Source organism: Bradyrhizobium sp. HKCCYLS1011, assembly GCF_051167795.1.
In the GTDB taxonomy this organism is placed as follows: Bacteria; Pseudomonadota; Alphaproteobacteria; order Rhizobiales; family Xanthobacteraceae; genus Bradyrhizobium.
In genome coordinates this window covers 264,413-284,980 of sequence record NZ_JBNPTT010000003.1, presented here as the reverse complement: position 1 = coordinate 284,980, position 20,568 = coordinate 264,413, and the positions used below count along the sequence as shown (strand labels likewise).

22 protein-coding genes and 1 tRNA gene are annotated in these 20,568 nt (G+C 64.1%); 13 read left to right on the top strand and 10 right to left on the bottom strand.

Annotated elements, in window-relative coordinates; all coding sequences use genetic code 11:
* Positions 1-62: 62 nt before the first annotated feature.
* The 5 genes from ugpE to ACQR1W_RS10200 all read right to left on the bottom strand — a co-directional run bounded on the left by ugpE (position 63) and on the right by ACQR1W_RS10200 (position 5,152).
* Positions 63-911, bottom strand: coding sequence for a sn-glycerol-3-phosphate ABC transporter permease UgpE (gene ugpE, locus ACQR1W_RS10220; protein WP_434850666.1), 849 nt, complete (start codon positions 909-911; stop codon positions 63-65).
* Positions 911-1,792: a sn-glycerol-3-phosphate ABC transporter permease UgpA gene (gene ugpA, locus ACQR1W_RS10215; protein ID WP_434850665.1), complete on the bottom strand. Its 882-nt coding sequence runs from the start codon at positions 1,790-1,792 to the stop codon at positions 911-913. The genes ugpE and ugpA overlap by 1 nt, the downstream gene beginning before the upstream one ends.
* Positions 1,793-1,840: 48 nt before the next feature.
* Positions 1,841-3,163: a sn-glycerol-3-phosphate ABC transporter substrate-binding protein UgpB gene (gene ugpB / locus ACQR1W_RS10210; protein ID WP_434850664.1), complete on the bottom strand. Its 1,323-nt coding sequence runs from the start codon at positions 3,161-3,163 to the stop codon at positions 1,841-1,843.
* 210 nt (positions 3,164-3,373) lie between these two features.
* Positions 3,374-4,579: a CaiB/BaiF CoA transferase family protein gene (locus ACQR1W_RS10205; RefSeq protein WP_434850663.1), complete on the bottom strand. Its 1,206-nt coding sequence runs from the start codon at positions 4,577-4,579 to the stop codon at positions 3,374-3,376.
* 147 nt (positions 4,580-4,726) lie between these two features.
* Positions 4,727-5,152, bottom strand: a complete 426-nt coding sequence (locus tag ACQR1W_RS10200) for an organic hydroperoxide resistance protein (RefSeq protein WP_434850662.1) — start codon at positions 5,150-5,152, stop codon at positions 4,727-4,729.
* A 162-nt stretch (positions 5,153-5,314) separates the two neighbouring features.
* Between ACQR1W_RS10200 and ACQR1W_RS10195 the strand changes: the two genes are divergently transcribed.
* Positions 5,315-5,785 (top strand): MarR family winged helix-turn-helix transcriptional regulator, encoded by a 471-nt coding sequence (locus ACQR1W_RS10195; protein ID WP_434850661.1) that lies wholly within the window; start codon positions 5,315-5,317, stop codon positions 5,783-5,785.
* A gap of 21 nt (positions 5,786-5,806) precedes the next feature.
* Here the strand turns inward: ACQR1W_RS10195 and ACQR1W_RS10190 are convergent, their stop codons facing one another.
* The 3 genes from ACQR1W_RS10190 to ACQR1W_RS10180 form a co-directional block, all read right to left on the bottom strand.
* The gene (locus tag ACQR1W_RS10190) at positions 5,807-6,058 is read right to left on the bottom strand and encodes a GIY-YIG nuclease family protein (protein ID WP_434850660.1); all 252 of its coding nucleotides are present in this window, start codon (positions 6,056-6,058) and stop codon (positions 5,807-5,809) included.
* Positions 6,059-6,199: 141 nt separating this feature from the next.
* Positions 6,200-6,275: transfer RNA gene (locus tag ACQR1W_RS10185), tRNA-Ala, on the bottom strand.
* Between the two features lie 65 nt (positions 6,276-6,340).
* Positions 6,341-6,751, bottom strand: a complete 411-nt coding sequence (locus ACQR1W_RS10180) for a TIGR02300 family protein (RefSeq protein WP_008971957.1) — start codon at positions 6,749-6,751, stop codon at positions 6,341-6,343.
* 154 nt (positions 6,752-6,905) lie between these two features.
* Here ACQR1W_RS10180 and aroA point away from each other — a divergent pair, with 154 nt between their 5' ends.
* The 12 genes from aroA (at position 6,906) to ACQR1W_RS10120 (ending at position 18,890) form a co-directional block, all read left to right on the top strand.
* Positions 6,906-8,243: a 3-phosphoshikimate 1-carboxyvinyltransferase gene (gene aroA, locus ACQR1W_RS10175; protein ID WP_434850659.1), complete on the top strand. Its 1,338-nt coding sequence runs from the start codon at positions 6,906-6,908 to the stop codon at positions 8,241-8,243.
* Entirely contained in the window at positions 8,240-8,878 is a 639-nt protein-coding gene (cmk, locus tag ACQR1W_RS10170) for a (d)CMP kinase (protein WP_434850658.1), read from the top strand. Before aroA ends, cmk begins: the two co-directional genes overlap by 4 nt.
* A 249-nt stretch (positions 8,879-9,127) precedes the next feature.
* The gene (gene rpsA / locus ACQR1W_RS10165) at positions 9,128-10,837 is read left to right on the top strand and encodes a 30S ribosomal protein S1 (RefSeq protein ID WP_008971954.1); all 1,710 of its coding nucleotides are present in this window, start codon (positions 9,128-9,130) and stop codon (positions 10,835-10,837) included.
* A gap of 229 nt (positions 10,838-11,066) precedes the next feature.
* Positions 11,067-12,047, top strand: a complete 981-nt coding sequence (gene sppA, locus ACQR1W_RS10160; protein WP_434850657.1) for a signal peptide peptidase SppA — start codon at positions 11,067-11,069, stop codon at positions 12,045-12,047.
* A 173-nt stretch (positions 12,048-12,220) separates the two neighbouring features.
* Positions 12,221-12,535: an integration host factor subunit beta gene (locus ACQR1W_RS10155; protein WP_008971952.1), complete on the top strand. Its 315-nt coding sequence runs from the start codon at positions 12,221-12,223 to the stop codon at positions 12,533-12,535.
* Positions 12,536-12,606: 71 nt separating this feature from the next.
* The gene (locus ACQR1W_RS10150) at positions 12,607-12,999 is read left to right on the top strand and encodes a lipopolysaccharide assembly protein LapA domain-containing protein (RefSeq protein ID WP_008971951.1); all 393 of its coding nucleotides are present in this window, start codon (positions 12,607-12,609) and stop codon (positions 12,997-12,999) included.
* Between the two features lie 62 nt (positions 13,000-13,061).
* Positions 13,062-13,721, top strand: coding sequence for a phosphoribosylanthranilate isomerase (locus ACQR1W_RS10145; protein WP_434850656.1), 660 nt, complete (start codon positions 13,062-13,064; stop codon positions 13,719-13,721).
* Positions 13,718-14,935 (top strand): tryptophan synthase subunit beta, encoded by a 1,218-nt coding sequence (trpB, locus tag ACQR1W_RS10140; RefSeq protein ID WP_434850655.1) that lies wholly within the window; start codon positions 13,718-13,720, stop codon positions 14,933-14,935. Before ACQR1W_RS10145 ends, trpB begins: the two co-directional genes overlap by 4 nt.
* A complete protein-coding gene (gene trpA / locus ACQR1W_RS10135; RefSeq protein WP_434850654.1) occupies positions 14,932-15,768 on the top strand; it encodes a tryptophan synthase subunit alpha in 837 nt (278 codons plus the stop codon). The genes trpB and trpA overlap by 4 nt, the downstream gene beginning before the upstream one ends.
* 90 nt (positions 15,769-15,858) lie before the next feature.
* Positions 15,859-16,797, top strand: a complete 939-nt coding sequence (gene accD, locus ACQR1W_RS10130) for an acetyl-CoA carboxylase, carboxyltransferase subunit beta (RefSeq protein WP_008971947.1) — start codon at positions 15,859-15,861, stop codon at positions 16,795-16,797.
* Complete coding sequence (locus ACQR1W_RS10125; RefSeq protein WP_434850653.1) at positions 16,794-18,137, top strand: bifunctional folylpolyglutamate synthase/dihydrofolate synthase; 1,344 nt, start codon at positions 16,794-16,796, stop codon at positions 18,135-18,137. The genes accD and ACQR1W_RS10125 overlap by 4 nt, the downstream gene beginning before the upstream one ends.
* A gap of 12 nt (positions 18,138-18,149) precedes the next feature.
* Positions 18,150-18,890, top strand: a complete 741-nt coding sequence (locus tag ACQR1W_RS10120; RefSeq protein WP_434850652.1) for a metallophosphoesterase family protein — start codon at positions 18,150-18,152, stop codon at positions 18,888-18,890.
* Positions 18,891-19,023: 133 nt separating this feature from the next.
* On the opposite strand, the gene ACQR1W_RS10115 is transcribed toward ACQR1W_RS10120, so the two are convergent.
* Both ACQR1W_RS10115 and trxA read right to left on the bottom strand, forming a co-directional pair.
* Positions 19,024-20,037: an ATP-dependent DNA ligase gene (locus ACQR1W_RS10115; protein ID WP_434851134.1), complete on the bottom strand. Its 1,014-nt coding sequence runs from the start codon at positions 20,035-20,037 to the stop codon at positions 19,024-19,026.
* A gap of 145 nt (positions 20,038-20,182) precedes the next feature.
* Positions 20,183-20,503, bottom strand: a complete 321-nt coding sequence (trxA, locus tag ACQR1W_RS10110; protein WP_008971943.1) for a thioredoxin — start codon at positions 20,501-20,503, stop codon at positions 20,183-20,185.
* Positions 20,504-20,568 lie beyond the last annotated feature (65 nt).

The following is a 20,568-nucleotide window of genomic DNA, read 5'->3' as shown; positions in this document are numbered from 1 at the left end:
GAATAGGGGGCAGGCGTCGGCGGGAATCTCTATTCGCCATTCACCACGCGCGATTTGCCCTCTCATTTTTCCGTCTCCACCAATCCGCGCACGAACAGCTTCTGCATGACGACGACGACGAACACCGGCGGGAGCATTGCGAGCACGGCGGTCGCCATCACCACCGGCCACTCGGTCAGCGCGTCGGTGGTGGTGATCATCTTGCGGATGCCGATCTGGATGGTCTGCATGTCGTCGCGTGTCGTGATCAGCAGCGGCCAGAGATACTGGTTCCAGCCGAAGATGAAGAGCACGACGAACAGCGCCGCCATGTTGGTGCGCGACAGCGGCAGCAGCGTATCCCAGAAGAAGCGCAAGGGACCTGCGCCGTCGATGCGCGAGGCTTCCAGGAGCTCGTCCGGCACGGTCATGAAGAACTGCCGGAACAGCAGGGTTGCGGTGGCGGACGCGATCAAGGGCAGCGCCAGGCCCGCATAGCTGTCGAGCATGTGCAGGTCGGCCGTGATCTTGTAGGTCGGATAGATGCGCACTTCCACCGGCAGCATCAGGGTGATGAAGATCACCCAGAAGATCGGCATCCGGAACGGAAAGCGGAAGTAGACGATCGCATAGGCCGAGATGATCGAGATCGCGATCTTGCCGACCGCGATCAACAGCGCCATCACCAGCGAGTTCAGCAGCATGGTGGCGACCGGCTCGCGGGTCGTGCCACTCGTGCCGACGAAAATGGTCTGGTAATAGGTCTGCAGGAAATGGCCGCCCGGCAGCAGCGACATCTGCCCGTTGGCAATCACGGCATTGTCCTGCGTCGAGGCGATGAAGGCGAGGTAGACCGGGAAGGCGACGATGACGATCCCGATCCACAGGATGAGATGGGCGACGTAGCGCCGAATGCCCTCTTGCTCGACCATCAGTAGGTCACCTTGCGTTCGACGAAGCGGAATTGGACCGCCGTCAGCACGATGACGATCACCATCAGGATCACCGACTGCGCCGCCGAGGAGCCGAGATTGCCGCCGATCAGACCCTCGGTATAGACCTTGTAGACCAGCGTGACCGTCGACTTGCCGGGGCCGCCGCGGGTCATCGTGTCGATGATGCCGAACGTGTCGAAGAAGGCATAGACGATGTTGACGACCAGCAGGAAGAAGATGGTCGGCGACAGCAGCGGGAAGATCACGGTCCAGAAGCGTCGCATCGGGCGGGCGCCATCGATCGCGGCAGCCTCGATCACGCTTCTCGGGATGCTCTGCAGGCCGGCGAGAAAGAACAGGAAGTTGTAGGAAATCTGCTTCCAGGCGGCCGCCAGGATAATCAGCAGCGCCGCCTGATTGCCGTCGAGCAAGGGGTTCCAGTCGACGCCCATCGCGCGGAGATAGCGGGCAAGCACGCCGAGCGAGGGGTGCAGCATGAAGATCCAGAGCACGCCGACCACCGGCGGAGCCACCGCATAGGGCCAGATCAGCAGCGTCCGATACAGCGTGCCGCCACGTAGCGGCTTATCCGCCATCACGGCGAGCAGCAGCGCAAACGAGAGTGACGAGAACGCGATCGCGAATGAGAACGCGAAGGTGCGGCCGATCGTGGCGAAGTAATCGGCGTCCTGCAGCAGATCCTGATAGTTCTCGAACCAGACGAAGCTGGTCGAAAGTCCGAACGCGTCCTGCAGCAGGAACGACTGCACGACGGCTTGCGCCGCCGGCCAGTAGAAAAAGATCAGGACGATCGCGAGCTGAGGCGCAATCAGCGCGTAGGGCAGCAGCTTTGATTGGAAAATCGCGTTCTTCTGCATGGGTGTTTTGGAGCGGCAGGCCGTCAATTCGGCCTGCCGCTCACGGCCTCACTTCACGGCCGTCTTTTCGAACTGCCGCAGCATCTGGTTGCCGCGCTCGACGGCGGCATCAAGCGCCTGTTTGGCGGTCTTCTTGCCGGCGAGCGCCTGCTCGATCTCTTCGGACCAGACGTCACGGAGCTGCACCATGTTGCCGAGCCGCAGCCCGCGCGAATTCTCGGTCGGCTCCTTGTTGGTCAGTTCGAGCAGCGGCGTTTCGAGGTAGGGCTGGTCCTTGTAGAATCCTTCCGCCTTGGCCTTCTCGTAGGCCGCCTTGGTGATCGGCAGATAGCCGGACTCCTTGTGGATGTAGACCTGACGGTCGGTGTCCGAGAGGAAGGTCAGGAATTTGGCGACGCCCTTATATTCCTCTGCGGTTTTGCCGCCCATGACCCAGAGCGAGGCGCCGCCGATGATGGAGTTCTGCGGGGCACCCTTCACGTCGGGGTAGTAGGGCATCGGCGCTGCGGTGAAGTTGAACTTGGCCTGGGCCTTGACGTTGCCGAAGAACGACGACGAGGTCAGGTAGATCGGGCATTCGCCCGAGGTGAAGCGGCCTTCGCCGGTGTTGGTCCGGCCGGCATAGTCGTAAGTCTTGTCCTTCTGCAGCTCGACCAGGTTCTCCAGGTGCTTGACCTGCAGCGGCCCGTTGAACTCGAGAACCGTGTCGAAGCCGTCGAGGCCATTGGCCTTGCTGGCAAGCGGCACGTTGTGCCAGGCCGAGAGCTGCTCGAGATTGACCCAGGTGACCCACGAGCCGGAGAAGCCGCAGGTGGAATAGCCGGCAGCCTTCAGCTTCTTCGCATCGTCGAAGACTTCCGGCCAGGTCTTCGGAATCTCGGCGATGTTGGCTTTCTTCAGCGCATCGAGATTGACCCACATGACTGTGGAGGACGAATTGAAGGGGAACGACAGCATCTCGCCCTTCGAGGTCGAGTAATAGCCGGTGATCGCGGGCAGGTAGCTCTTGGGATCGAACTTCTCTCCGGCCTCCTGCATCAGCTTGTAGACCGGCTTCACGGCGCCGGTCGCGGCCATCATGGTCGCGGTGCCGACCTCGAAGACCTGCATGATGTGCGGCGCGTTACCGGCACGGAAGGCGGCGATGCCGGCATTCATAGTATCGGCGTAGTTGCCCTTGTAGGTCGGGACCACCTTGTAGTCGCTCTGCGACGCGTTGAAATCATTGGCGAGCTTGACGATGACGTCATTGTTCGCGCCCGTCATCGCGTGCCACCACTGAATCTCGGTCACGGCATGAGCCGGCGAGGCGGCCGTGAATGCCAAGGCGGCTGCAGTTGCAGCGGCAGCGCAAAATTGTCGAAGTGACATCAAAAAATACCTCCCGTGGAGCGTCATCGGCGTTGGGGCCGTAGCAGTGTCAGATGACGGTTATGTGAACTTATAACCGTCTGTACAGGCGGGGAAAAGTGCGTCGCACGGGCTGCGGGAAATGGTCGAAGCAAGCACGCGCAAACTCAGCTCTCATGCGAGCCCGCCATCCCGTAGCTTGTAAGGCGACGAGACGACAGGTCGATGGCGTCAGCGTTTGCGTTCGGTGCAAACGACGCCTTGCTGCATCAGCGTCTCGATCTCCGGTTCCGAATAGCCGAACTCGCCCAGCACTTCGCGGGCGTGCTGGCTGAATTTCGGGGGCGTCGCGCGCAGGCTCGGTTTGGTGCGGTCGAGCCGGATCGGCGAGGCGACACCCTTGTACCAATCCTTTTGGATAATATCGCCCCGGTAGAGCGTATGCGGATTGGTCAACGCCTGATCGATCTTCTGGACCGGCCCGGCGGGCAGGCCGGCTCCGAGCAGCCGGTCGCACAGCGGCTCGGCGTCGAACTCTTTGAATACGGCAGCGAGCTCTTCGCGCAGCGCCTCGCGGTTGGCGACGCGGTCGCGATTGCGGGCAAAGCGCGGATCGGTGCCGAGCTCGGGGCGGCCGATCTCCTTGCACAGTTTCCGGAACGTGCCGTCATTGCCGACGCCGATGAAGATGTCGTCGGTCTTGGTCGGGAAGATCGCGTAAGGCACGAGATTCGGGTGCTCGTTGCCGGTCAGCGACGGCGGCTTGCCATGCATGAAATAGTTTGCCGTGTGCGGGTGCATGATGGCGAGCCCGGTCTCGTACAGCGTCACTTCCAGGAACTGCCCGATCCCGGAGCGTTGCCGCTCCGACAGCGCCATCAGGATGCCGATCGCGGCATAGAGGCCGGTGGTGATGTCGACCAGCGGCACGCCGATCCGCATCGGGCCGCTCTCGGGCGAGCCGGTCGCGGCGATCATGCCGGTCATCGCCTGGATGATCGCATCATAGCCGGGATTGCCGCCACGAGGTCCGTCGGCGCCGAAGCCGCAGATGCGGCAATGCACCAGCTTCGGGAATGTCTCGCGCAGGACATCGCTGCCGATGCCCCACTTCTCCAGCGTACCCGGCTTGAAGTTCTCGATCAGGACGTCCGCCGTGTCCAGCATCTTCATCAGCACCGTGCGACCGCCTTCTGCGGCGAGGTCCAGCCCGACCGAGCGCTTGTTGCGGTTGATGCCGACGAAGTAGGCCGCGTCCTCCTCGTGAAAGGGCGGACCCCAATCGCGCACCTCGTCGCCGGCCGGCGGCTCGACCTTGATCACGTCGGCGCCGTGATCGGCAAGAATCTGGGTGCAATAGGGACCGCCGAGCACGCGCGTCAGATCGATTACGCGCAGGCCGGCCATCGCGCCAGGAGCAAAGGGTGGTGGTGTCATCTTTGGGTTCGCGAGGTTCTGAGCCAACTCGCGATCATTAAGCATTGGCGGCGCGATGGCGCAAATCCGAGATCGCGACGCGGCGATGCACAAAAGAGCAGGGGACCGCTGGGTGCGATCCCCTGCCGTATCATGGAATAACTAAGGTCAAACCACGCTCAGCTTGACGTCGACATTGCCGCGAGTGGCGTTCGAATAGGGGCACACCTGATGCGCCTTCTCGACCAGCGCTTCCGCGTCGGCCTTGGCGAGACCGGGCAGCGACACTGCAAGCTCGACGGTGATGCCGAAGCCGCCTTCCGAGCGCGGTCCGATGCCGACGGTGGAGGTCACGGAGGTGTCGGCCGGCACCTTCGGGCCGCCCTGGGAGGCCACGAACTTCATCGCGCCGAGGAAGCAGGCGGCGTAGCCGGCGGCGAACAGCTGCTCGGGGTTGTTGCCGGCGCCGCCGCCACCGCCGAGTTCCTTCGGCGTTGCGAGCTTGACGCTCAGCGCGCCGTCGAGGGTCTTGGCCTCGCCGTCGCGGCCGCCGGTTGCCTTGGCGCTGGTCTTGTAGAGCACGTTCACGGACATGGTCGGGTCTCCCGCTTTGTGAATTTCAATGCGAAAGCATATTGCACGCAATTCAATTGTGTACAATATAGTTGTCGATCGAAAATTCGTGATCACGACGCCCGCCGTTGATCGGCGGACCCGTCGCACCCTAGATGGGTCACGATCTGCGCTGAGGTCAGCATGCCTAAGAAAGCCGCGGCGGACGCGCCGCTTCTGCTCGGAAACCAGCTCTGTTTTGCGGTGTATTCGACCGCGCATGCGTTCAATCGCGTCTATAAGCCGCTGCTGGACCGGCTCGGGCTGACCTATCCGCAATATCTGGTGATGCTGGTGCTTTGGGAGCGCGACAGCCTGTCGGTCAAGGAGATCGGTGAGCGGCTGTTTCTGGACTCCGGCACCTTGACCCCGCTGCTCAAGCGGCTGGAGAGCGCGCATCTGGTGAAGCGCACGCGCTCGGCCGAGGACGAGCGGCAGGTGCTGGTGGCGTTGACCACGCAGGGCGCAGGCTTGCGCGAGAAGGCCAGGACCATCGTGCCGCCGGCGATTCTCGCCGCGACCGGATGCTCGGTTGCCGAATTGACGGCGCTGCAGAAGAACCTGGTGGCGCTGCGGGACAGCCTGAACGCGGCGGCGGCGGCGGGGGAGGGGTGAGCTTTGCCGCAGAGGCCCCGTTCAAGCAGGGCCGCCCAGACGCTTCTTCGAGAATGCCCGTCCCGAATGCGATTTGAGATAGGCCTCAAACGCAAGCGCCCGCTGTTTGTCCGGAAAGGCGCAGTACCAGACCAGTGTCCACGGTCTGAACTTCGCTGTGTGCGGCGATCGGCCTGCGTTATGGTCTGGGAGGCGCTGCCTCAGATTAGCAGTCGCGCCAACATATTCTTGATCGGGAAAGGCAACGCTACGGATAATGTAGACGTACCACATCGATCATTGCGCTCGTAGGCCTGAAACGAAAGCTTGGAGTATGCCTCGGCCCGTCTTCGCCCGTTGGGCTTCGCCGGGCACCACGCTTCGCCCTTCAGGCTGCGGCGCGGCTGCGCCACGCGTAGCCCGAAGGGCGAAGCGTGGTGGAGCCAGGCGGGATCGAACCGCCGACCTCTTGCATGCCATGCAAGCGCTCTCCCAGCTGAGCTATGGCCCCTTAACAGCACCGGCGGTCTGGGCGACGCGCCGGGATGCACCGTGAAACACGTTTTCAGAATTATCTCAAGTGTCTTCGTCACCGCCGACGTCGCCAATGATGTCGGTCACGTCCTCATCACCTTCTTCTTCGTCGGCGATGAAGGTCGAGTCATCGTCCTCATCGTCGTCGAGGGTCTCATCGATCTCGATGTCGTCTTCCGATTCGGGAACGGCCGCCTTGACCTTCCCGGTGTTCTCCTCGGCATCGGCCTCCTCGAGCGAGACCAACTCTTCGGTCTCCGCCGGCTCCGGCGTGGTGTCGGCATGGGCTGCAGCCCGGGCGGCCTCGCCGCGCGGCATCCGCGCCGGTGCCACAGGCGCAATCGGCACCACCTCGCCGGTGTAGGGTGAAATCACCGGGTTCTTGTTGAGGTCATAGAACTTTTTGCCCGTCGTCGGGCAAACGCGTTTGGTTCCAAGCTCGGCTTTGGCCACGTGCAGCGTCCTGGCAATGTCTGAAAAGCGGTGCTTCACTTGGCTAGTTGCGGGGCCGCTGTCAATAGCGCTGCGCACGAGAATTTCGTTGGCCGGTGACGGCCGGGCAGGCGTGTGATACCTGCCGACCCCGACTTGACCCGAGGGTATGACCTTGTCCGCTTCAGTAGCCCCGACCCCGCTCGAATCCCGCGCCAGTGGCCCCCTGACGGGTACGATTCGCGTCCCAGGCGACAAATCGATCTCTCACCGCGCCCTCATTCTGGGGGCCCTTGCGGTCGGCGAGACCACGATTTCCGGCCTGCTCGAGGGCGAAGACGTGCTCAACACCGCCAAGTCGATGCGGGCGCTGGGCGCCACCGTGCAGCGCACGGGCGATTTTGCCTGGTCTGTCCGCGGGGTCGGCGTCGGTGGTTTCGCCCAGCCGAGCGAAACCCTGGATTTTGGCAATTCCGGCACCGGCTGCCGGCTGGTGATGGGCGCAGTGGCGGGCTGCCCGATCACGGCCGTGTTCGACGGCGACGCGTCGCTGCGCAGCCGGCCGATGCGCCGGGTGCTCGATCCGCTCGCTTTGATGGGCGCCAAGGTCATTGCCGGCGGCGAGGGTGGCAAGCTGCCTTTGACCCTGCAGGGCGCCCGTGACCCGGTTCCGATCGAATATCGCACTCCGGTGGCCTCGGCGCAGATCAAGTCGGCGGTGCTGCTGGCGGGACTGGCCGCCCCCGGCATCACCACCGTGATCGAGCGGGAGGCGAGCCGCGACCACACCGAGCTGATGCTGAAGCATTTCGGCGCCGAGATCGTCACGACTGCGGAAGGCGCGCACGGCCGGCGTATCGCGCTGACTGGCCAGCCCGAGCTGTGCGGCGCGAGGGTGATCGTTCCGGCCGACCCCTCTTCGGCGGCGTTTCCGGTGGTGGCCGCGCTGATCGTCGAGGGCTCCGACATTGAATTGCCGGACGTGATGACCAATCCGCTGCGCACCGGCCTGTTCACGACGCTCCGCGAGATGGGCGCGTCGATCGAGGAGCGCGACGTCCGCGGCGATGCCGGCGAGCCGATGGCGCGGCTGCGGGTCCGGGCCTCGCGCTTGCGCGGGGTCGAGGTGCCGCCGGAGCGCGCGCCATCCATGATCGACGAATATCTCGTGCTGGCGGTGGCTGCAGCCTATGCCGAGGGGACCACGGTCATGCGCGGCCTGCACGAGCTGCGCGTCAAGGAGTCCGATCGGCTGGAGGCGACCGCGGCGATGCTGCGGGTCAACGGTGTCAAGGTCAAGATCTCGGGCGACGACCTGATCGTGGAGGGCAGGGGCCATGTGCCCGGCGGCGGATTGGTGGCAACCCATATGGATCACCGGATCGCGATGTCGGCCCTGGTGATGGGGCTGGCGGCCGATCAGCCGGTCAAGGTCGACGACACCGCCTTCATCGCCACCAGCTTCCCGGATTTCATCCCGCTGATGCGCAAGGCGGGCGCGGATTTCGCATGATCATCGCCATCGACGGCCCGGCGGCCTCCGGCAAGGGCACGCTCGCCAAGCGGCTGGCGGCGCATTACGGATACCGGCACCTTGATACCGGCGTGATCTACCGTGCCGTGGCCCATGCCCTGCTGACCACCGGTATCGACCTGAACGATGAAGCCAGGGCGGTGCAGGCGGCCTTGAAGCTCGATCCGGAAAGCTTCGACAATCCGGCCCTGAAATCGCAGGCGGTGGGTTCCGCGGCCTCGGTCGTCTCGGCCCTGCCGAAGGTCCGGGAGGCGCTGGTCACGTTTCAGCGCCAGTTCGCAGCAGGCCCGCCGGGCGCCGTGCTCGACGGCCGCGACATCGGCACGGTGATCTGCCCCACCGCCGACGTGAAAATCTATGTCGTCGCCGATCCCAAGATCCGCGCCCGGCGCCGGACGCTGGAGGCGCGTGCCCGGGGCGAGGAGGCGGATGAAGCCGTCGTCCTGGCCGACATCCTGGCGCGGGACGAGCGCGACCAGAACCGCGCAGTCGCTCCTTTAAAACAAGCACCGGATGCTTACTTGCTTGACAACTCTCAGTTGGATATAGAGAGCGGCGTCCGGGCCGCCATCGATATTGTCGAGGCCGTCCGAGCGGGCCGTCAGCGGGTTTGATATTTTCCGCCGGCGTCATTGGAGGAATGCCCGCTCCCGCCCTTGATCATCGATAGCTCGATTGCGGTTCAATCGAGTTCGATCAGCCGGACACATTCAAACGTATCGCATGTGCAGGCACTGCCGGCCCGCTTTTGCGCGTTTCGCGCAAATCAGCGGTCGTCTGGGGTTTTCGCGGACCTCCAGGCACTGTGCGTTCGATGCGCCGATCAACCCCCGCCGGCGAGACTGTCCGCGTCTGGAGAACCAATGGCTTCGAGTACCACTGCTGCTTCCTACAACCCCAGCCGCGATGATTTTGCCGCGATGCTGGATGAGTCCTTCACGCGCGGCAACCTGCAGGAAAGTTCCGTCGTCAAGGGCAAGGTGGTTGCGATCGAGAAGGACATGGCCGTCATCGACGTCGGCCTGAAGACCGAGGGCCGCGTTGCGCTGCGCGAATTCTCAGGCCCTGGCCGTGATAGCGATTTGAAGGTCGGCGACGAGGTCGAAGTGTTCCTCGATCGCATCGAGAACGCGCTCGGCGAAGCCGTGCTGTCGCGCGACAAGGCCCGCCGCGAAGAGAGCTGGGGCAAGCTCGAGAAGGCCTTCCAGAACAACGAGAAGGTCAACGGCGTCATCTTCAACCAGGTCAAGGGCGGCTTCACCGTCGACCTCGACGGCGCCGTGGCGTTCCTGCCGCGCTCGCAGGTGGACATCCGTCCGATCCGCGACGTCGCGCCGCTGATGAACAACTCCCAGCCGTTCCAGATCCTCAAGATGGATCGCCGCCGCGGCAACATCGTGGTGTCGCGCCGCACCGTGCTGGAAGAGACCCGCGCCGAGCAGCGCCAGGAGCTGGTGCAGAACCTCGAAGAGGGTCAGGTGATCGACGGCGTGGTCAAGAACATCACCGATTACGGTGCGTTCGTCGACCTCGGCGGCATCGACGGCCTCTTGCACGTCACCGACATCGCCTGGCGGCGTGTCAACCACCCGACCGAGGTGCTCTCGATCGGTCAGACCGTCAAGGTCAAGATCATCAAGATCAACCACGAGACGCACCGCATCTCGCTGGGCATGAAGCAGCTGTTGGATGATCCGTGGCAGGGCATCGAGGCGAAGTATCCGCTGGGTGCGCGCTTCCACGGCCGCGTCACCAACATCACCGACTACGGCGCCTTCGTCGAGCTGGAGCCGGGCATCGAAGGCCTGATCCACGTCTCGGAGATGTCGTGGACCAAGAAGAACATGCACCCCGGCAAGATCGTCTCGACCTCGCAGGAGGTTGAGGTGCAGGTGCTCGAGGTCGATTCGGTCAAGCGCCGCATCTCGCTCGGCCTCAAGCAGACCATGCGCAATCCGTGGGAGGTCTTCGTCGAGAAGCATCCGACGGGTTCGGTGGTCGAGGGCGAGGTCAAGAACAAGACCGAGTTCGGCCTGTTCCTGGGTCTCGAGGGCGACGTCGACGGCATGGTCCACTTGTCCGACCTCGACTGGAAGCTCCCGGGCGAGCAGGTCATCGACAACTACAAGAAGGGCGACATGGTGAAAGCCGTGGTGCTCGACGTCGACGTGGAGAAGGAGCGTATCTCGCTCGGCATCAAGCAGCTCGAGGGCGATCCCTTCGCCGAGCCGGGCGATGTCAAGAAGGGCGCGGTCGTCACCTGCGAAGTGCTCGACGTCAAGGATGGCGGCATCGACGTCAAGATCGTCGGCACCGACTTCACCACCTTCATCAAGCGCTCCGAGCTGGCGCGCGATCGCAACGATCAGCGCTCCGAACGCTTCGCGGTCGGCGAGAAGGTCGATGCCCGCGTGATCCAGTTCGACAAGAAGGCCCGCAAGGTGCAGGTCTCGATCAAGGCGCTGGAGGTCGCGGAAGAGAAGGAAGCCATCGCGCAATATGGCTCCTCCGATTCGGGCGCGACGCTCGGCGACATCTTGGGCACGGCGCTCAAGAATCGCGACCAGAAGTAAGCCTGCGTCTCATGACAAGCATCAAAGCCCCGGTTTCGACCGGGGCTTTTCTGTTTTTGCGGGGAAAAACCCAGTGTGCTTCGGCACCTGCCCGGCGCGCCGCGTGGCGATCCTCCGGCGGCATCGTGGCGAGCCATGCTTTCTTCAAATTGGGCCGCAATTGATGTAATCCAGCAACCTCGTATTCGGACGGTTGTGCAAAACGCGCTGATATTTCCGGGAGAAATCCATGTCGCTTGATTCGGACGTGATCGTCGATCGCCGCAGGCTGCGGCGCAAGCTGACCTTCTGGCGCGTCGCTGCCGTGCTGATCGCGATCGGAGCGCTGTCGGTGGTTGGTCTCGTGATGTCGCCGCGCGGGCGCACCGCGCTGACGACGTCGGGATCCATTGCCCGCATCAATATCGAAGGCCTGATCCGCAGCGACCAGGACCGTGTCGAGGCATTGGAGCGGCTGGAGAATTCCGGGGCTGCCGCGGTGGTCGTTCATATCAATTCGCCGGGCGGCACCACCGCGGGCTCGGAGCAGCTCTATGATTCGCTGACGCGGCTGAAGGCCAAGAAGCCGCTGGTCGTCGTGGTCGAAGGGCTTGCGGCATCGGGCGGTTACATCACCGCGATCGCGGCCGATCACATCGTCGCCCAGCAGAGCTCGCTGGTCGGTTCGATCGGCGTGCTGTTCCAATATCCGAATGTCAGCGAGCTGTTGAAGACCATCGGCGTCAAGGTCGAGGAGGTGAAGTCCTCGCCGCTGAAGGCCGCGCCGAACGGCTTCGAGCCGACCAGTCCTGAAGCGCGTGATGCGCTCGATGCGCTGGTGAAGGATTCCTATGCCTGGTTTCGCGGGCTCGTGAAGGAGCGGCGCGGCATGGATGATGCCCAGCTCGAGAAGGTTGCCGACGGCCGCGTGTTCACGGGCCGGCAGGCGATCGATCTGAAGCTGATCGATGAGCTCGGCGACGAGAAGAAGGCAATTGCCTGGCTTGTCGAAAACAAGAACGTCAAGAAGGATCTGCCCGTGCGCGACTACAGGCTCACGCCGCAGTTCGGCGATCTCACCTTTTTGCGCACGGCGACCTCGATCGCGCTCGATGCCATGGGTCTGGGCGCAATTGCGCGTCAGATCGAGCACGCCGGCGTCACGCATGCGGTGGATCGCTTCGGACTGGATGGGATGCTGGCTCTCTGGCAGCCGGCGGGAGGCAACTGAAACCCGCCAAGACCGGCGTCATCGCATTTTTCGCGTTTTACGTGTGGTCCGTGAGAGCCGGTTTTCCGGCTTTGTCACGCAATTTCACGTAGGCAACGAATGATTTAGCGTCTTGACAGTTCAAGGTATTTTCACGGAAATGGACGCTGAATTTTTGCGGATACAGCCTCTCGATGATCAAATCCGAGCTTGTTCAGCGTATCGCCGAGCACAACCCGCATCTCTATCAGCGGGATGTCGAGAACATTGTGAATGCGATCCTCGACGAGATCGTCGCCGCGCTGGCGCGCGGCGATCGGGTCGAGCTGCGCGGTTTCGGCGCCTTTTCCGTCAAGCACCGTCCGGCGCGGGCCGGGCGCAATCCCCGCACCGGCGCCCATGTGCCGGTCGACCAGAAATGCGTGCCGTTCTTCAAGACCGGCAAGGAAATGCGCGAGCGGCTGAACCGCGAGCCTGGGACGGAAACGACTGAACCCAGTTCGTCCTGAAGCCTGTTGCGCAAGGCGGCGGTTGCCGTCGGGCGGGTTGCGATCTGCTCCGATCGTCGCGAGCGAGTGTCATGCGAAAATTCCTCACCGCCGTGATCGTCATTCCGCTGTTCCTGTTGTTCATCGCATTTGCGGTGGCCAACCGGCATTTCGTTACCGTGTCGTTCAACCCGTTTGACCCGACCGATGCCGCCTCCGCGGTGCCATTGCCGCTGTTCGTGCTGATCCTCGCTGCGGCCGTTGTCGGCGTCATCGCCGGCGGCTTCGCAACCTGGGTCGGCCAGCGACGCTGGCGTCGGGCCGCGCGTCAGCATCAGGCCGACGCTGAGGCTGCGCGGGTCGAGCTCGCCAATGTCAGGGCGACTTCGGCGGCGGCGCGGGGCTCCCAGGGGCAGCTGGTCCCGTCCGCTCCGGCTGGGCTTTTTGCGCCTTATGGGCGAGACAAGCAGGGCGCTGCGTTGTAGAACCCGCGGCAAGCCCCCCTGACGGGGGTGATCTTTTTCGCCCGGAATTGCGTTTCCAATTGATGTCCCTGCTCGTCAAAATCTGCGGCCTGACCACGCGCGAGACGCTCGACGCGGCGCTGGACGCCGGCGCTGACATGGTGGGGTTCGTGTTCTTTCCGCCATCGCCTCGGCATCTCGGCCTCGAAGCGGCGCGCGAGCTCGGCCGCCACGCCAAGGGCCGCGCGCTCAAGGTGGCGCTGACGGTCGATGCCGACGACGTCACGTTCGAGAATGTCATCGAGACCTTGCGGCCGGATCTCCTGCAGCTTCATGGTCGCGAGAGCGTTGCCCGCGTCCGCGACATCAAGCAACGTTTCGGCCTGCCGGTGATGAAGGCGATCCCGGTCGAGACCGCGGCCGATCTGGCCTCGCTGTCCGGCTATGCAGCCGTCTGCGACCGGATCCTGTTCGACGCCCGCGCGCCTAAGGACGCCACGCGCCCGGGCGGGCTTGGCGCCACGTTCGACTGGCATCTGCTCGAAAATCTGAAGCTCGATCTGCCGTTCATGGTGTCGGGAGGATTGAGCGCCGGCAATGTCCGCGAGGCCGTCCGAATCACAGGTGCGGGAGGGGTCGACGTTTCCTCTGGCGTCGAGCGCGCACCGGGCGTGAAAGATAGCAATATGATCCGAGAGTTTGTGCGCGCCGCGCGTGCCAGCGAAGAGTTGAGCGTCCGATGACGACACTACGTCCGAATTCCTTCCGCAGCGGCCCCGACGAGCGCGGGCATTTCGGCATTTTCGGCGGCCGCTTTGTCGCCGAAACGCTGATGCCGTTGATTCTCGATCTCGAAAAGGCCTACGCCGAAGCGAAAGCCGATCCGGCATTCCAGGCGGAGATGAACGGCTATCTCAAGCACTATGTCGGCCGTCCCTCGCCGCTGTATTTCGCCGAGCGGCTGACCGAACATCTCGGTGGCGCCAAGATCTACTTCAAGCGCGAGGAGCTCAACCATACGGGCTCGCACAAGGTCAACAATGTGCTCGGCCAGATCATGATGGCACGGCGCATGGGCAAGAAGCGGATCATCGCCGAAACCGGCGCCGGCCAGCATGGCGTGGCAACGGCCACGCTCTGCGCGCGCTTCGGCCTGGAATGCGTGGTCTATATGGGCGCGGTCGATGTCGAGCGGCAGCAGCCGAACGTGATCCGCATGGAGATGCTGGGCGCCAAGGTCGTCCCCGTGCAGTCGGGCGCGCGCACCTTGAAGGACGCGATGAACGAAGCCCTGCGCGACTGGGTCACCAACGTCCACAACACCTTCTACTGCATCGGCACCGTTGCCGGGCCGCACCCTTATCCGATGATGGTGCGCGACTTTCAGTCGGTGATCGGCAACGAGACCCGCGTCCAGATTCAGGAGATGGAAGGTCGTCTGCCGGATTCGCTCATCGCCTGCATCGGCGGCGGCTCGAACGCGATGGGCCTGTTTCATCCCTTCCTCGATGATCCCTCGGTGGAGATCTTCGGTGTGGAGGCGGCGGGCCACGGGCTGACGCAATTGCATGCGGCTTCGATCGCCGGCGGTCGGCCCGGCGTTCTGCATGGCAACCGTACCTATCTCTTGATGGACGAGGACGGACAGATCCAGGAGGCGCATTCGATCTCGGCCGGCCTCGATTACCCGGGTATCGGACCGGAGCATTCCTGGCTGCACGAGATCGGTCGCGTGACATACTTGTCTGCGACCGACGAGGAGGCGCTCGCGGCGTTCCAGCTGCTGTCGCGCCTGGAAGGGATCATCCCGGCGCTGGAGCCGGCGCATGCGATCGCCAAGGTGATGGAGCTCGCGCCGCAACGGCCAAAGGATCACCTGATGGTGGTCAATCTCTCCGGTCGCGGCGACAAGGACGTGCCGCAGGTCGGTGATATCCTGCGAGGGAAAAAGTCGTGACCACCCGCATCGAGGCGCGTCTGGCGCAATTGAAGAAAGAAGCGCGTTCGGCGTTCGTCACTTTCGTGATGGCCGGCGATCCCGATCCCGACACCTCGCTTGCGATCGTCAAGGCGCTGCCGCAGGCCGGCGCCGACATCATCGAGCTTGGCATGCCCTTCACCGATCCGATGGCCGATGGCCCGTCGATCCAGGCAGCCGGGCTGCGCGCGCTCAAGGCCGGCATGACCTTGCGCAAGACGCTGGCGATGGTGCGCAGCTTCCGCGCCAGCGACGACGCGACGCCGATCGTGCTGATGGGTTACTACAACCCGATCTACATCTATGGCGTCGAACCGTTTCTGGCTGATGCGAAGGCGGCCGGCGTCGACGGCTTGATCATCGTCGACCTGCCCCCGGAAGAGGACGACGAGCTGTGCGTGCCGGCGCTGAAGGCCGGGCTCAACTTCATTCGCCTGGCAACGCCGACCACCGACGACAAGCGCCTGCCGGCCGTGCTCGCGAACACCTCCGGTTTCGTCTACTATGTCTCGATCACCGGGATCACCGGCGCGGCGGCGGCGGATGCCAAGGCGGTCAGCGCCGCGGTGTCGCGGATCAAGGGACACACCGCGCTGCCGGTCTGCGTCGGCTTCGGCATCCGGACCCCCGAGACCGCGCGCTCGATCGCCGAACATGCCGATGGTGCCGTGGTCGGGACGGCTCTGGTCGATGCCGTCAGAGGCAGCCTGGATGGCGAGGGACGTGCGACCGCCAAGACGGTGAGCGCGGTGGCCGACCTTGCCGGGGCGCTCGCGCAGGGCGTGCATGGTGCCAAGCAAGCGGCGGAATAGCGTCACCGCGGTCCGGTGTCGGCTCCGGCTTGCCGGGCCAAAGCTTCACCGCCATATATGGATTTGGGCGACCGTCCTACGGAGCGATACATGAACTGGCTTACCAATGTGGTCCGGCCGAAGATCCGTAACATCCTGCGGCGGGAGACGCCGGAGAACCTGTGGATCAAGTGCCCGGATTCCGGGCAGCTCGTGTTCTACAAGGATGTCGAGGCCAACCAGTTCGTCATCCCCGGCTCGAACTACCACATGCGCATGGGCGCAGTGGCGCGGCTCAAATCCGCCTTCGACAACGAGACTTGGTTCGACGTCGCGCTGCCCGAGGTCACACCTGATCCGCTCAAATTCCGTGACGAGCGCCGCTATGCCGACCGCATCAAGGATGCGCGCGCCCGCACCGGCCTGAATGACGCCGTCAAGGTCGGCTATGGCAAACTCGAAGGCATGGGCGTCGTAATCGCCGTACAGGATTTCGACTTCATGGGCGGTTCGCTCGGCATGGCCGCAGGCGAGGCGATCGTGCGCGGGCTTGAGCTTGCGGTGGAGAAGAAGTGCCCCTTCATCGTGTTCGCGGCCTCCGGCGGCGCGCGCATGCAGGAAGGAATTCTGTCCCTGATGCAGATGCCGCGCACCACGGTTGCGGTGCAGATGCTGCGCGAGGCGCGGCAGCCCTATATCGTCGTGCTGACCAATCCGACCACCGGCGGCGTGACGGCATCCTATGCGATGCTCGGCGACGTCCAGATCGCCGAGCCCGGGGCGTTGATCGGTTTCGCCGGCGCCCGCGTGATCGAGCAGACCATCCGCGAGAAACTGCCGGAGGGCTTCCAGCGCGCCGAATATCTCCGCGACCACGGCATGGTCGACATGGTCGTGCATCGCCACGACCTGCGCCCGACCTTGGCGCGGCTCTGCCGGCTGTTGACCAAATCTCCGGCCATCGAGCCTCCAAAGCCGATGCCGCAGCTGCCGCCGCCTGAGAAGGCGATCGCTGCACCCGAAGCGCCTGCCATCGCGCCGTCAGCGTGAACGACTCCGCGTTCCAGCACGCTGCTTCGCTTGACGAGCTGATCGCGCGGCTCTCCGCCTTGCATCCGAGCCAGATCGATCTAGGTCTGGATCGCATGCATCGATTGCTGGCGCAGCTCGGCAATCCCGAGCGCCAGCTGCCGCCGGTGATCCATGTCGCCGGCACCAATGGCAAGGGCTCGACCGTCGCTTACCTGCGCGCGATGCTGGAGGCCGCAGGCCTGCGGGTTCATGTTTTTACCTCGCCCTGGCTGGTCCGTATCAATGAGAGCTATCGGCTCGGCCGTGTCGGCGGTGGCGTTCTGGTCGACGACGCCCAACTGCGCGATGCGCTGGCGACATGCGAACAGGTGAATGCTGGCGCGCCGATCACGTTCTTCGAGGTGAAGACCGTCGCCGCCTTTCTGCTGTTCGCGCGGCATCCGGCGGACGTCGTCCTGCTTGAAGTGGGCCTCGGCGGCCGGCTCGACTCGACCAACGTGGTCGAGCAGGTCGCGGCGAGCGTGCTGACGCCGATCAGCATGGATCACATGGAATTCCTCGGCACTACATTGGCCTCGATCGCTGCCGAGAAGGCTGCGATCATCAAGCGGGGCTGTCCGGTGATCTCGGCCGAGCAGGAGCCGGAGGCGATGGCCGTGATCGAGCAACAGGCCAAGCGCATGCGCGCGCCGCTGTTTGCGGCCGGCGAAGGCTGGCATGTCAATGTCGAGCGCGGCCGGCTGGTCTATCAGGACGATCGCGGGCTTCTGGATCTCCCCGCACCCAAGCTGTTCGGCCGCCATCAGTTCGGCAACGCCGGGCTTGCGATCGCCACCTTGCGCGCGATCGATACGTTCAAGCTTCCGACCCGCGCTTTCGAGGCCGGCATCACCGGTGCCGAATGGCCGGCACGGATGCAGCGGCTGTCGACCGGCGCGCTGACCACGCTCGGACCGCAGGGCTCCGAGATCTGGCTGGATGGCGGCCACAATGCCGAAGGCGGCCGCGTCGTCGCTGCCGCGATCGGCGACCTCGAAGAGCGGGTGTCGCGGCCGCTGGTCGTGATCGTCGGCATGATGGCCAACAAGGACGCACGGGCCTTTCTCGCCAATTTCGCCGGGCTGACGCGCCACATCATCGTGGTGCCGATCCCGGATCAGGACAAGGCGATGGCTCCTTCCGATCTGGCTGATGCCGCGCGCACGCTCGGCATGCGCGTCGAGGTCGCCGCTGGCGTCGAAGCGGCGCTGTCCGGCGTCGCGCGCCTCGCCTACGAGCTGCCACCGCGCATCCTGATCACTGGCTCGCTCTATCTCGCCGGCCATGTGCTGGCGATCAACGGCACGCCGCCGGCGTAGATCGAATCCGCCATGCGCTTCGCCGCGATCGCCGACGTCCACGGAAACCATCTCGCGCTGGAAGCCGTGCTCGCTGACGTCCGCGCGCAAGGCATTACGGAGATCATCAATCTCGGCGACATGGCGAGCGGGGCGCTCGATGCGCGCCGGACCATGGACATCTTGATGGGCCTCGATGCGGTCCACGTGCTCGGCAATCATGACCGCTATCTGATCGACCGACCGGTCGAGAAGATGGGCTCCTGGGACCGGCCGGCCTATGCCCAGCTCGACGTCGCGCATCTCGATTGGCTGCGCGCGATCCCGGCGACGCGCGTCTTCAACGACGAGGTCTTCCTCTGTCACGCCACGCCCGCGAGTGACGAGATCTATTGGCTCGAGGCGGTGCATGCTGACGGGACGATCGCGACGGCAACGTTGGAGACGATCGAAGCCGTTGCCGAGGGCATCGAACAGCCCCTCGTCCTCTGCGCCCATAGCCACATCGCTCGCGCGGTGCGTCTGAGGGACGGCCGGCTGATCGTCAATCCGGGCAGCGTCGGCTGTCCCGGCTATCGCGATCGACATCCGTATCCGCACGTCGTTCAAGCCGGCACCCCGGATGCGCGCTACGCCATCCTGGAGCAAAGTGCGGGCGCATGGTCGGTGACCTTCCGCCATGTGCCTTATGATCACGAAGCGATGGCGGCCCTGGCGCTGCGGAACGGCATGCCGGAATTGGCTTCCGCACTGGCGACGGGCTGGATCAGGTAGAGCATGATCCGGAAAAGTGCGAAGCGGTTTTCCCTCGCGACAAACGCGGAACGCGTTTGCACGGAGATCATGCTCAAACAATAACCTAAAGCGCGATGACAATTCATCCTAATCTCATCGCGCTTTAGCGGCCTCACGCCAGCAGCTTCATCGGATCAGCCGCCTTCTGCTTGAGCTGATCGAAGGTGCATTGCCGCGGCGCCTTGTCGGGGCGCCAGCGCAGGATCGAAGTGCCGTGGCGAAAGCGCTCGCCGGAGAAATGGTCGTAGCAGACTTCGATGACGAGCTTCGGCTTCAGCGGGCACCATTGCGTCGAGCGTTCGGTGGACCAGCGGCTCGGGCCGCCAGGCGCATTGCCCGTAAAACCGGGCGGCGAGATCAACGGCTCCAGCTTGGCGGTCAGCGCAGGTTTCTCCTCCTTCTTGATCGCCGAGGTGAAGCCGACGTGATGGAGCTGCCCGTCGTCATCATAGAGGCCGAGCAGGAGCGAGCCGACCACCTTCCTGCCGCCCGCGCCCTTGTTGGTCGCGTAGCGGAAGCCGCCGATCACGCAGTCGGCTGAGCGGAAGCGCTTGATCTTCTGCATGCCGTCGCGGCTATCGGGCTGATAGGGCAGGTCGATGCGCTTGGCGATCACGCCGTCCGAGCCGCCGCCGGAGCGCGCCAGCCACTTCTCGGCGGTCGCAAAGCTGGTCGTGACAGGCGACAGCCGAAAGGTCGGATGGCCGCGGAAGTTCGCCTCCGCGAATGCTTCCAACGCCGGCCGCCGTTCGTCCAGCCTGTGCTCCATCAACTCGCCGTCGCGCTCCGTCGCAAGCAGATCGAAGGCCAAGAATAACGCCGGCGTTTCCTGCGACAGCTTTGTCACCCGGCTCGCGGCGGGATGAATCCGTTGCAACAGTTCGTCGAACGAGAACGTCTTGCCATGCGGCACCACGAGCTCGCCGTCGAGCACGAAGCGCTCGGCTTTCAGCTCGCGCGCGGCCGCGGCCACCTCCGGGAAATAGCGCGTAAGGTCCTCGCCTGCTTTGGACTGCATCGTCACGTTATCGCCCTCGCGTGACAGGAGACAGCGGAAGCCGTCCCATTTCGGCTCGTACTGCCACTCCTTCCCGCGCGGGATGGCATCAACTGAGCGCGCCTCCATCGCCTGCAAACCGGCGGGGCGGGAAGCGGATTTGCGGGGGCGGGAGGGCATGGCGGGCAACGCTCAAAACGCGACAAACTCCTCGCTTTAACGCAAACGGCCGGCGAAATCGCCGGCCGTTCAACCAAAAAATCCTCTGCGCCGATCAGACCGAGGCCGTGATCCACTGCTGGAGCTTCGCCTTCGGCGCCGCGCCGACTTGGCGGGAGGCCATCTCGCCGCCCTTGAAGATCATCAGGGTCGGGATCGACATCACGCCGTATTTGGACGCCGTCTTAGGGCTCTCATCGACATTGAGCTTCACGATCTTGACCTTGTCGCCCATTGCGCCCGCGATCTCATCCAGCGCCGGCGCGATCATCCGGCAGGGGCCGCACCATTCAGCCCAGAAATCCACGACGACGGGGCCGTCCGCCTTCAGCACCTCAGTGTCGAAATCGGTATCGGAAACCTTGCCAACGGCCATGGGAATACCTCGTTTGGTTGGAGAGCGGCGCGAGATTCGCGCCCATAATCGTGCCTGCAAAGCTA